General features: G+C 69.2%; 11 protein-coding genes. 9 read left to right on the top strand and 2 right to left on the bottom strand.

Translation table 11 applies throughout. The features are described from left to right. Window positions 1–8 precede the first annotated feature (8 nt). From FFF93_RS03980 to FFF93_RS04010, 7 genes are all read left to right on the top strand, one after another. Window positions 9–959, top strand: coding sequence for an ABC transporter permease (locus FFF93_RS03980; protein WP_138770064.1), 951 nt, complete (start codon window positions 9–11; stop codon window positions 957–959). Further along, window positions 960–1,853 carry an ABC transporter permease gene (locus FFF93_RS03985; RefSeq protein WP_138770063.1) on the top strand — a complete coding sequence of 298 codons (894 nt, stop codon included), beginning with the start codon at window positions 960–962 and terminating at the stop codon, window positions 1,851–1,853. A gap of 3 nt (window positions 1,854–1,856) precedes the next feature. Further along, on the top strand, window positions 1,857–3,686 hold the full coding sequence (locus tag FFF93_RS03990; protein WP_138770062.1) for a gamma-glutamyltransferase family protein: 1,830 nt from the start codon (window positions 1,857–1,859) through the stop codon (window positions 3,684–3,686). Next, window positions 3,670–5,301: an ABC transporter ATP-binding protein gene (locus FFF93_RS03995; protein WP_138770061.1), complete on the top strand. Its 1,632-nt coding sequence runs from the start codon at window positions 3,670–3,672 to the stop codon at window positions 5,299–5,301. The genes FFF93_RS03990 and FFF93_RS03995 overlap by 17 nt, the downstream gene beginning before the upstream one ends. Next, a complete protein-coding gene (locus FFF93_RS04000; protein ID WP_138770060.1) occupies window positions 5,282–5,995 on the top strand; it encodes a GntR family transcriptional regulator in 714 nt (237 codons plus the stop codon). The genes FFF93_RS03995 and FFF93_RS04000 overlap by 20 nt, the downstream gene beginning before the upstream one ends. A 203-nt stretch (window positions 5,996–6,198) precedes the next feature. Continuing rightward, window positions 6,199–6,402 carry a cold-shock protein gene (locus tag FFF93_RS04005; protein ID WP_011690916.1) on the top strand — a complete coding sequence of 68 codons (204 nt, stop codon included), beginning with the start codon at window positions 6,199–6,201 and terminating at the stop codon, window positions 6,400–6,402. A gap of 188 nt (window positions 6,403–6,590) precedes the next feature. Continuing rightward, a complete protein-coding gene (locus FFF93_RS04010) occupies window positions 6,591–7,055 on the top strand; it encodes a hypothetical protein (RefSeq protein WP_138770059.1) in 465 nt (154 codons plus the stop codon). A gap of 125 nt (window positions 7,056–7,180) precedes the next feature. On the opposite strand, the gene FFF93_RS04015 is transcribed toward FFF93_RS04010, so the two are convergent. Then, entirely contained in the window at window positions 7,181–9,025 is a 1,845-nt protein-coding gene (locus FFF93_RS04015; protein WP_138770058.1) for an SARP family transcriptional regulator, read from the bottom strand. Between the two features lie 102 nt (window positions 9,026–9,127). Here FFF93_RS04015 and FFF93_RS04020 point away from each other — a divergent pair, with 102 nt between their 5' ends. Together FFF93_RS04020 and FFF93_RS04025 are read left to right on the top strand one after the other, a co-directional pair. Continuing rightward, window positions 9,128–9,322, top strand: coding sequence for a hypothetical protein (locus FFF93_RS04020; RefSeq protein WP_138770057.1), 195 nt, complete (start codon window positions 9,128–9,130; stop codon window positions 9,320–9,322). Window positions 9,323–9,390: 68 nt separating this feature from the next. Continuing rightward, window positions 9,391–11,019: an alkaline phosphatase gene (locus FFF93_RS04025; protein ID WP_138770056.1), complete on the top strand. Its 1,629-nt coding sequence runs from the start codon at window positions 9,391–9,393 to the stop codon at window positions 11,017–11,019. Between the two features lie 3 nt (window positions 11,020–11,022). Here the strand turns inward: FFF93_RS04025 and FFF93_RS04030 are convergent, their stop codons facing one another. After that, window positions 11,023–12,177 (bottom strand): glycerate kinase, encoded by a 1,155-nt coding sequence (locus FFF93_RS04030; RefSeq protein WP_138770055.1) that lies wholly within the window; start codon window positions 12,175–12,177, stop codon window positions 11,023–11,025.

Raw genomic sequence — 12,177 nt, forward strand, 5'->3', positions numbered from 1 at the left:
GACCCACCATGATCCGCTATCTCTCGACCCGACTCTGGCAGTCCCTTGTCACCCTGGTCCTGGCCTCCCTGGTCATCTTCATCGGGATCCGCCAACTCCCCGGCGACCCGGCGATCGCAATGGCCGGGGAGGAAGCCAGCCCCGAACAACTCAATGCCGTCCGGGCCCAGCTCGGGCTGGACCAGCCGCTCCCGGCGCAGTACCTCGCCTTTATCGGCCGGCTCTTGCAGGGCGACCTTGGGCGGTCCACCCGTACGGGCACCCCGGTCACGGACCTGGTAGGAACCACGCTTCCTGTCACCCTCTGGCTGGCCGCCTACGCGATCGTCCTCGCCGTCGTCGCCGGCATCCTCCTCGGGGTCGTCTCCGAGCGCTTCCGCGGCCGCTGGCCCGAGTGGGTCTCCAACGCAGTGGCCCTGGTGGGCCTCTCGGTGCCAAGCTTCTGGCTGGGCCTGCTCGCAATCCTCTATCTCGCCGTCAACCTCGGCTGGTTCCCCGCCTCCGGTTACGTCGACGTCGGGCAGGACCCCGTCCGGGGCCTGTACTACCTGACGCTGCCGGCCATCATCCTGGGCACCGCCCTGGCCGCGGTGATCCTCCGGCAGACCCGCGCGTCCATGATCGAAACCATGAGCACGGATTACGTCCGGACCGCCAATGCCAAGGGCCTCAGCTCCGGCCGTGTGTTGTTCCGGTACGGGCTGCGAAACTCCCTGATCGTTGTAGTCACGATCGTGGGCCTGCAACTCGGCGGCCTGATCTCCGGAGCCGTGGTCACCGAGCGGATCTTCGCCCTGCCCGGCTTCGGAAAGCTCACCCTCGACGCCGTCTTCACCCGCGACTATCCCGTTATCCAGGCCGTGGTGCTCATCATTACCGTGAGCTACATCGTGATCAACCTCGCGGTGGACATCCTGTACTCGGTCATCAATCCGAAAATCCGAGTAGGAGGCAACTAAATGGCCATCACCGAAATCCGCCCCGTAGCGCTGGACTCAGCAGGACTGGGCTCCTCCCGCGGACGTATCTGGAACTCCCTGCGCCGCAATCCGCTGGGCCTGGCCGGCGGCATCATGCTGGCCCTGGTGCTCCTCGTGGCGCTCTTCGCGCCGCTCATTGCGCCGTACGATCCCGCGCAGGTGCACTTCAACACCCCGTTCCAGAAGCCCGGCACCGTCGGCTTCCTGCTCGGCACCGACGACCTGGGCCGCGACATCTTCTCCCGCTTGGTCTTCGGCATCCGTGCCTCGCTGATCGTCGGTGTCCTCTCCGTGCTGCTCTCGGTTCTCGTCGGCGCGCCGCTGGGACTGCTGGCGGGCTACTGGAAATGGCTGGACGTCATCATTTCCCGGCTCACCGATGTCACCCTCGCCTTCCCGTTCCTGATCATTGCCGTGGGGCTGGTGGCCATCAGCGGACCCAGCCTGGGCAACGCCGCAATCGCCCTGGGCATCGCGCACATCCCCGCCATGATCCGGGTGGTCCGCGGTGAAACCCTGCGGATCAAGGAAAGCGACTTTGTGCTGGCCGCCAAAACCATGGACGCCTCCGGCGGCCGGATCATCTTCCGGCACGTCCTGCCCAACACCGCCTCGGCCCTGATCGTGCAGGCCACGGTGATCATGCCGGTCGCCGTGATCGGGGAGGCCCTGCTGTCCTTTTTGGGCCTGGGGATCCAGCCGCCTTCACCCAGCCTGGGCATCATGCTCTCCGATGCCCAGCAGTACATCTTCCGTTCGCCGACCGCGGCAATCATCCCGGGCATCGGTATCGCCGTCATCTGCCTGGCCTTCAATCTCTTCGGGGACGCCCTGCGCGACGCCCTGGACCCTGCAACCTCGAGCCGAAAGTAACCCGTGACCTACACACCCGCAGATTCCTTCACCACCCGCCCCACCCTGCAAGGCACCTTCGGTATGACCGCCTCCACCCATTGGCTCGCGACGGCGTCCGCGCAGGCCGTGCTGGAACGCGGCGGCAATGCGTTTGACGCTGCCGTCGCCGCCGCCTTTGTACTCCACGTCGTGGAGCCGCACCTGAACGGCCCGGGCGGTGACATGACCGGCGTCTTCGTCACCGCAGACGCTCCCTCCGACCCCGTTGTCCTGATGGGGCAGGGTCCGGCGCCCGCCGCAGCGACCCGCGAACACTACCTGGCCGAGGGCCTGGAACTCGTGCCCGGTGCCGGCGGCCTGGCCGCGGCCGTTCCCGCCGCCGTCGACGCCTGGCTCCTCCTGCTCCGGGACCACGGGACCTGGGAGCTCGCCGACGTACTGGCCTTCGCGATCGGCTACGCCCGGGACGGTCACCCGATTGTGGACCGGGTGGGAACCACCATCGCTTCCGTCAAGGACCTCTTCACGGAGCACTGGCCAACGTCGGCCGCCCTCTGGATGCCGGACGGCAAGATTCCGTCCGGCGGGGACATGGTGAAGAACGTCGCCTACGCCGATGTCCTGGACCGGCTGGTCGCGGCCGGAGCCGGCGATGCGGCCGAAGGGGCCGGATCGCGCGAGTCCCGGATCGACGCCGCCCGGCGCGAATGGAGCGAGGGCTTCGTGGCGAAGGCCGCCGTCGAATTCCTGGCCACCCCGCACCGCCACTCCTCCGGCACGGACCACGCCGCGGTCATCACCGAAGCGGACTTCGCGGCCTGCAGCGCCTCCTACGAATCGGCCGCCACACTTGAATTCCGCGGACACACGATCGCCAAGACCGGTCCCTGGGGCCAAGGCCCCGCCCTGCTGCAGACTCTGGCGATCCTGGACGGTTTCCCGGACGAATATCTGGATCCCTCCACCGCCCTCGGTGCCCACACCATCCTGGAAGCGCAAAAGCTCGCCATCGCCGACCGCGAGGCGTACTACGGCGACGCCGCCGTGCCGCTGGACTACCTGCTGAGCCCGGAGTACGCCGACCAGCGGCGCGAACTCATCACCGACCGGGCCTCGCATGAGTTCCGCCCGGGCACCGTTCCCGGCCACGAGCCGTTCCTCCCGCCGCTGCGCACCGAATACCTGCCGCCGTTGCACGCCGGCAAAGGCGAGCCCATGTTTGCCGGCGTCGGCGAACCCACCGTGATGCCGACCGGGGAAACCCGCGGCGACACGTGCCACATTGACGTGGTTGACCGCTGGGGCAACATGATCTCGGCGACCCCCTCGGGTGGATGGCTGCAGTCCTCGCCCACCATTCCCGCCTTGGGCTTCTGCCTGGGCTCCCGGCTGCAGATGACCTGGCTGGAAGACGGCGCCCCCTCTACGCTGGCCGCGGGCAAACGTCCGCGCACCACCCTGACCCCCACCCTGGTCCTCAAGGACGGCAAGCCGGTCACGGCGCTGGGCTCGCCGGGCGGCGACCAGCAGGACCAGTGGCAGCTCCTCTACCTGCTCCGGACCCTGGTGGGCGGGTACTCGCCGCAGGAAGCGGTGGATGCCCCCGCGTTGCACACCACCTCCATCCCGGGGTCTTTCTGGCCCCGGACCTGGACCCCGGGCGGCGCCGTGGTCGAGGACCGGCTGGGCGAAACCGTCATTGACGAGCTGGAGCGCCGCGGCCACGTTGTCACCCGCGCCGGAGACTGGGCCCTCGGCCGGCTCTCCTGCGTGGTCTCCGATCCCGAATCCGGCCTGTTGAAGGCCGCCGCCAACCCACGAGGAGCCCAGGGCTATGCAGCAGGACGTTAACACCAAGGACACAACCCTTCTCTCCGTTCGCAATCTCGAGGTCAGCTACGGCGGGGCCCCGGTGCTGGACAGCGTCAGCTTTGACCTCAAGAAGGGCGAACGTGTGGCGGTGGTCGGCCAGTCCGGCTCGGGCAAGTCCACCGTGATCGGCGCCATCCTGGGCCTGCTCCCGGGCACGGGCCGGATCTCCAACGGCTCCATCCTGCTCGACGGCACGGATCTGGCTGACCTGAACGGGAAGCAGATGCGCGCCATCCGCGGCACCCGGATCGGCTTGGTCCCGCAGGACCCGATGTCCAATCTAAACCCGTCCATGAAGGTCGGCGCGCAGATCGCGGACGCCCTGGTCAGCAACGGCCTGCGCGGCCGGGCCGCCGTGAAGAAGCGCGCCGTCGAACTGATGGCGGAAGCCGGGATCCCCGACGCCGGCCGCCGGTACGGGCAGTACCCGCACGAGTTCTCCGGCGGGATGCGCCAGCGGGTGCTGATCGCGATCGCCCTCGCCGGCGAACCGGACCTGCTGATCGCCGACGAACCGACCTCCGCGCTCGACGTCACCGTGCAGCGGCAGATCCTGAACCACCTGCAAACCCTCGTGGACGCCCGTGGCACCTCGTTGCTCTTCGTCACCCACGACCTGGGACTGGCCGCCGACCGCACGGACCGGATCATCGTGATGGCTGACGGCAGGATCGTCGAAACCGGCACACCGCAGGAAATCATGTTCGACCCGCAGGAGGAATACACCGCCCGTCTGGTCGCCGCGGCGCCGTCGGCCAGCCTGCTGCCCGGCGTCGGGGTGATGGCGGGGCCAGCCGCCGGGGCATCGCCGGTTCCGGTGCTGACGGTGCGGAACCTCTTCAAGGAGTTCAAACTGCGGGGCCAGCGCGGCGGGGTGGTCAAGGCCGTGGACGATGTCTCCTTCAGTGTCGAACGCGGCACCACCACCGCCATCGTCGGTGAATCGGGTTCGGGCAAAACCACGGTGGCCCGGATTGTCCTGGGCCTCGAAACCGCGTCCGGAGGAGAGGCCCTCATCAACGGCGGCAGCCTCGCCACCAGCAACGTCCGCGAGCGGCGCGCCCTGCGCCGGATCGTCCAGCCGGTTTTCCAGGACCCGTTCGGCTCCCTGGATCCGACCTACTCGATCGAGCGACTGATCGACGAACCGCTGCGGATCTTCGGCGTCGGGAATCCGCAGAGCCGGCGGCAGCGGGTGGGCGAGCTCCTGGACCAGGTGGCCCTTCCTCGCACTGTCGCCCAGCGCCGCCCGAATGAACTTTCCGGCGGGCAGCGCCAGCGCGTGGCGATCGCCCGGGCGCTCGCTTTGGAACCCGAGGTCCTCATTTGCGACGAGGCCGTCTCGGCGCTGGATGTGCTGGTCCAGGAACAGATCCTGGACCTGTTGGGAGACCTGCAGGATAGGCTGGGCCTGAGCTACCTCTTCATTACCCACGATCTGGCCGTGGTCCGCCAGATCGCACACAATGTGGTGGTCATGAAATCCGGAAAAGTGGTGGAATCGGGCAGCGTGGACCAGGTCTTCCTGGCTCCGTCCGCCGACTACACCCGAGAACTACTTGGAGCCATTCCTGGTGCAGCATTCGCTAGATAGCGCGGAAAACGCCCCCCGGCAGCGCGTCCAGGACGAGATCCGGCGGGACATCATTTTCGGTGTTCTCCCGGCGGGCAGCCGGATCACTGAGACGGCGTTGGCGCACAAGTACGGTATCTCCCGGGTACCGGTGCGGGAAGCGCTGCGGGCGCTGGAAGTTGAGGGCTTCGTTGAGTCGAAACCCTTCGCCGGGTCAACGGTCTCTGCCATCCCGGTCGATGACGCAGATGACCTCTTTGCCATCCGGGAAGCCTTGGAGGCGGCCACCGCACGGCGGGCCGCCCGCAACGCGGCGGCGCAGTTTGCCGCGGGCGGCCCCGACCCGGCCTGGTGGAAAACCCGCAAGGACCTTGCCGCCCTGTTGGAAGAGGGAGACCAGGCGATTGCCGACGGACGGATCGATTTGCTCCCAGAGCTCAATATCCGCTTCCATCTGGGCGTCGCGGAGCTGAGTCGAAGTGCTTCCCTGACGGCACTCCTGCGCCAGATCTCGGGGAAGATCGAATGGCTCTACGCTTCGGACGTCGATTCCCGGGGAAAGAGTTCCTGGAGCGAGCACCGCACCATCATGGCGGCCATTGACGCCGGGAACGCCCAGGCCGCGGAGCAAGGTATGGCCGCCCACGTGCATAGTTCGAGACTGGGCTATCTGAGCCGGTTCGCGCCGGAGGGCTCACCGGGGCCGGCGTCGTGAATGGCGCCCTTTATGACGCGTGGTAAACCGCCCGGCCATCCGTCCTGTAGAGTAGATCTTGTTGTTGTGTTTATGCAGTTCGTAGTTCAGGCAGTACGCACGGTCGAAAGTCCGTGTTCTTCTGAAGCAGCGGTTTTGAGCACCCCAAACAGGAGGACCCGAAAGTCGGGACAGTTCCTCCACCTTCACGAAGGACAAAAATAATGGCTACTGGTACCGTCAAATGGTTTAACGCTGAAAAGGGCTTCGGCTTCATTTCCCCCGATGACTCCTCGCAGGACGTTTTCGCGCACTACTCCGCGATCAACTCCTCCGGCTTCCGCTCCCTCGAAGAGAACCAGAAGGTCTCCTTCGAAACCGAGCAGGGCCCCAAGGGTCCTCAGGCCACCAACATCCAGGCTATCTAATTTCCTTAGATACCCGGAACCGTTAGGTTTCTAGCAGGGCCCGTCTCCGGACGGGCCCTGCTTTTGTTTAACCCGGGTGTGCTGGGCCGGCCCTCTGGACACCAACCCCGGCCGGGCGCATCCTGTTGCTGTCCGCGTTCGCCACCACGCGGAGCCCCAGGGATCGGCGAGGGAAGCGGGCACACACCATGAGCGAAACACCAGACGCCCGGCAACGGCTGTCCGCCCGGATCGACGAAAAGCAACGCGCCATCCGCGCCTACCTGGCCCGCGAACGACCCCGCCGGAACCGACTCTCCAACATCAGCATCATTGGCAGCGGCCTCGCCGCCGCGCTCACCGCCGGCCCCGCGGTGGGCGGCACCGGGTTCACCGACGCCGTCGCCGGCCTCTTCGCGCTCAGCGAGGACTCGATCGTCTGGCGGGTCCTCTGCCTGCTCGCCGTGATCCTCTCCGTCGCCGCGGCCCTCGCCACCAACTTCGCCACCTCCCGCGCCGTCGCGGACCGGGTCAGCGCCGCCGAAACCTCCAACGCCCAGCTGGAGGGCCTCGCCGTCTCCCTCGACATCGGAAACATCGACGTCGACGAAGCCGTCAAGCTCTACCAGCAGTACGCCGGCCAAGTCGCCTTCGTCGACGCCGCCTCCCTCTAAGCAGGGCACCGCCCGGATGCTCTGTCACTTATGGCTAGTTTGAGCCCGTCAGAACAGCCATACGTGATAGAGCAACCGCACAGCAACCGCCCGACGTCGGCGGCCGCCTCACCCAGGCGGCGGCCTCACCTCTCTTGCCGCTGCGCCAACCAGCCGGCCAGCACCGGGTTGTCGATCTCCCTGGCCAGCCACCGCGCGGATTCCGCCGCATCCGCATCACCCAGGGCCGCTCGGTGTGACTGGGCCCGTACCGCGAACTCGCGCATCCCGGACCGGCTGGCCAGCGTGCCCAGCCGGTCCGCGAACTCGGAGGCCCGCGGCGACCCGGCGGCGATCGCCACTTCCGCAGCGACGTCGAGCAGCCGGGCCGAGTACCAGAGGTACCAGGGGCTGGGTGCGAGGCCCCGGCCCACCCAGTGTTCGGCGGCGGCCAGGTCGCCGTGCGCCAGGAACAGCCGCGCCTCGGCCCCGGCCGCCAAGGCCATGTAGCAGTGGTCACCGGCCTGCTCGGCCATCACCCAGGCCCGGTCGATCAGTGCCGCGGCCTCCTGGAGCCGGCCGGCCGCCAGGTACGTCTCGCCGCGGAGCCCAGCCACGAACGGTTCGAACGCCGTCCAGTGCTCGGCCACCACCCCGGCCAGGGCCCGGTCCAGGCAAGCCGCTGCCGGGACCAGCTCGCCGCGGATCAAGTACACCCGGCCCAGCAACGCCTCGCCGAAGGCCTGCTGCCGGCGGTTCCCCGCTTCCGCGGCCAGCCGCACCGACTCGCCCAGCGCGGCCTCCGCGTCCCCGTACCGCGCCGTGTCCGAGGCGAGCATCCCCTGGATCGCCAGGATCCTCGACTGCTCGTCCGGGAACCCCTTGGCCGCCCGCATCGCCTTCGCCAGCCAGCCGGCGGCCCGGTCCGGGACGCCGCGCTGCACCGCCAGATAGCCCAGCTCCCGGTACGCGGCAGCAGCCGTGCGGGAGCCGCCGTCGGGCGCCTCCGCCGTCAGCGCGCGGTGCAGGAAGTCCGCCACCTCGGCGCCGCGGCCGCCCGCCTGATGGATCACCGCCCCCGCCAGCGTCACCAGCGCCTCCGCCAGCAGGTGCCGTTCACCCGCCCGCTGGGCCAGTTCGACGGCGAGGCGCAGCTGCGCGAGGCCGCGGTCCACCGCGCCGGCCGAGAGTGAGGCGGCGCCGGCGTCGAGGTAGGACCGCACGGTGGCCGCATTGGCAGGCGTACCGGAATCCGCGGTGGGACCGGCCTCGGAGAGCGCCCGGCGGACCTCCTCCGGCAGCGGCAGCCCGAGCTCCGCGCGGTACAGCTCCCCGAAGGCGGTCACCTGCTCACGGGCGCGACGCTGCTCACCGAGGGCCACGAGTGCTTTGACCAGCACGGCGGCGCAGTCGGCATTGAACGGATCCCGCCGCAGCGCCCGGGACGCCAGCGCGGCCGCGTCCGCCGGGACGACGGCTGCCAGGGCGGCAAGCGCCGCGTCATAGAGCAGCGACTGCACCGCGTTCTCCATCCGGTACCGCTGGTCCGCGAGCCAGGACTCGAACACCGGACTGTCGGCAAAGTTGAGGCCCTCCAACAGCTGGCCCTCGAAGCCGGCAGGATCCACGCCCCTGGGAGCCACGGAGCCCAGCTCCAGCACATCGCACCGCCAGCCCGGCCGCAGCTCCAGCCGGAGGGGGTCGCCCGCGATCGCCGCCCCGCCAAGCACCCGGCGCAGCTCGGACAGGTTCCAGCGCAGGGCGCCGAGGGGATCCGCGGCGTCTGGAAAAAGGAGCGCGGCGGTCCGGGACCGGCCGGCGCCCGCCGGGTTCAGGGCAAGGTACGCCAGCACCGCCCACGCCTTGCGGCCGCGGGGCTGCGGGGGAGCCGCGCCCGGGGGAGTGACGCCCCTCAGTAAGTCCGCGGGGGCTGCTGCGTCAGGGGGTTCGATCCGGGGCGGGCCGAGGAGCCGAATCCAGGTGTCGGCCATACGGGCAATTTTACCGCCGGAACGCCGCTCACACGCCTGCTCACACGGTGCCTGACGACACTGAAATCATCCACCCACCACCCACATCAGAGGTGCATCACCATGGAAGTAATCGCCGTCCTCCTCGCCGGATCCGCGCTGGTCGCAATCCCCGGCACCTTCGTCGCCATCCTGCGGGACGGCCACGGCCACACCCCCGAGGTCAGGTCCGCTGAACCGTGGAAAGCCGGCAACCTGCCCAGCGAACCGTACGCCTCGGCGAACCGAAGCTTCCCGCCCACCCTGTGGTTCCGGTAAGCGACTCAATCCACTGGCCCGGCGCTGTTCACGCCCCCGCCACCGCAGGTTTACGCGGGCAGTCAAGGATGAACACCATGACTGATATCACCCGCCGCAATGTCCTCAAAGGTGCCCTGGCCGCCGCCGGTGCCGCCGCCGTCGTCCCCGCAACGGCCGGAGCGGCCAGCGCCGCCCGGCCCGCCGGCGTCGCCCTGGTGCGCAACCGCCTGACCCTGCCGTCGGGCATTGCCACCGGCGATGTCACCACCGGCTCCGGCGTGCTGTGGTCCCGCGCGTCGGGCCCGGGCACCCTCGTGGCGAACCTGCTGGCCGTCGACGACGACGGGTCCCCGCTCCGCGGCGGCCGCGCCTTCCAGCGGGTGCTGCGCGGGAGCGCCGCGTCCGAGGCAACCGACTTCACCGCCAAGATCAACGCCGAGCACCTGCCCGCCGGCACCCACTTCGCGCTGAGCCTTCACTTCGAGGACGCCGACGGAAATGCCGGCGAGACCGCGCAGGGCTCGTTCAGCACCGCCCCGGAAACCGGGCAGCTCAGCAGCGGCCGCGCCGCCCGGGGCCAAAGCTTCGTCTGGAGCGGCGACACCGCCGGCCAGGGCTGGGGCATCAACGAGGAGATCGGCGGCATGCGCGGCTACGCGGCCATGCACGCCACGGCGCCGGACTTCTTCATCCACTCCGGCGACACGATCTACGCCGACGGACCCATCAGCGCCCAGGTAACCGAGCCGGACGGCCGCCTCTGGCGCAACCTCGTCACCGAGGAAGTCTCTAAGGTGGCCGAAACCCTCAACGAGTTCCGCGGCCGGCACCGCTACAACATGATGGACAAGAACATCCGCGCCCTGTACGCGCAAGTCCCGGTGATCGCGCAGTGGGACGACCACGAGACGCACAACAACTGGTACCCCGGCCAGATCCTCACGGACACCCGCTATACCGAACGCCGCGTGGACGTGCTCGCTGCCCGCGGCCGGCAGGCCTGGCAGGAGTACCAGCCCATCGCCGGCGTCAGCGCCGGCGGCACCGGCTTCGAGCCCGCCCGGATCTACCGCAAGATCAGCCGCGGACCGCAGCTGGACATCTTCTGCCTGGACATGCGCAGCTTCAAGGACCCCAATACCGACGGCAAGGAAACGCACCTGACCCACATCCTGGGCCAGGAGCAGGCCGACTGGCTGATCCGCGAGGTGAGCAAGTCCAAGGCCACGTGGAAGGTCATCGCCGCAGACTTGCCGCTGGGGCTGGTGGTCCCGGACGGCCCCGTCAACGAGGAATCGCTCTCCAACCGCGACGCCGGCGCCCCCCTGGGCAAGGAACTCGAGATCGCCGGGGTGCTCTCCGCGTTCAAGCGCAACCGGGTTAAGAACGTGGTCTGGCTGACCGCCGACGTGCACTACTGCGCCGCGCACCACTACTCCCCGGAGCGCGCCGCGTTCACCGACTTCGACCCGTTCTGGGAATTCGTGGCCGGGCCCATCAACGCCGGCAGCTTCGGCCCGAACGCCCTGGACGGGACATTCGGGCCGGAGGTGGCGTTCTTCAAGGCCGGCGCCTACGCCAACGAATCCCCGCGCAGCGGCAAGAGCCAGTTCTTCGGCCACGTGGACCTGGGCGCCGACGACGTCTTCACCGCCAGCCTGCGCGACGCCACCGGCACCGTGCTCTGGAGCAAGTCGCTGCAGCCGCAGCGGTAGGCCCTAGAGGAGGGCCGTTCCGATGTCTTTTCCGATTCTGCGCAGCAGTGCCGCGGAGAGCCGGGGGTCATGGGACGAGTCCTGCTCGGTGTAGTCGGCGAGGGTAAACACCCGGGTGAGGGCCAGCTCGGGCCAGCGGTCTTTCGGCAGCAGGGACCGGCCGGCGACGGCGATGATGGGACGGGAGCCGGACCGCCGGGCCACGGCGGCGGGAAGTTTCCCGGCCAGGGTTTGTTCGTCGATGCTGCCCTCGCCGGTGATGACGACGTCGCAGCCGTCCTTGCGGGTGTCGAAGTCCAACAGGTCGAGGAAGTAGTCCGCGCCCGAGACCTGCTGGGCGCCCAGCAACAGGGACGCGTAGCCGATTCCACCGGCGCTCCCGGCGCCGTGATGGCCGGCCAGCGCCGTCGCGTCAGGGAATCCCGCCCCGTCCATCGTGGCCACGAAGTGCTCGAGGCCGGCTTCGAGGGCGGCGATGTCGTCAGGCCCGGCGCCCTTCTGGGGTCCGAATACGGCCGCCGCACCCTGGGCGCCCAGCAGCGGGTTGGTGACGTCGCTGGCCACGATGAGCTCGGTGTCGGCCAGCTCGGGGAGCGGTTTCCGGTGGACGGAGTGGACCCGGGCCAGGTCCTTCCCGCTGCCGTAGAGTGGCCGGCCTTCGGCGTCGAGGAAGGTGCAGCCGAGGGCGGCGAGCATGCCCATGCCGCCGTCGGTGCTGGCGCTGCCGCCCAGGGCGAGGACAATCCGGGCCGGTTTGAGGGTGAGGGCGAAGAGGACCGCTTCGCCGAAGCCGCGGCTGGAGGCGTCCAGCGGCTCCAGCCGTCCGCCCGGCAGGAGTCCGAGGCCGCACGTGTTGGCCACCTCGACGACGGCGGTGGCGCCGTCGAACGCGATGCCGGCGTGAACGGGCTGGCCTGTGGGTCCGGCGACCGTGTAGCGGTGCCGGGTGAAGCCGGAGGTGACGGCGGCGTCGACGCTGCCGTCACCTCCGTCCGCCAGCGGCAGGAGTTCGCACAGTACCGTTCCGTTCCCCGCTCCGGCTGCCGAGCGGAGCCCCGCGGCCAGGGCGTCCGCAACCTCGCCGGCGGTGAGGCTGCCCTTGAACTTGTCCGGGGCAATGAGGGTGCGAACGGTTTTCGGGGCGGTGGTGGTGTGCAT

The organism is Arthrobacter sp. KBS0702 (assembly GCF_005937985.2).
In the GTDB taxonomy this organism is placed as follows: Bacteria; Actinomycetota; Actinomycetes; order Actinomycetales; family Micrococcaceae; genus Arthrobacter.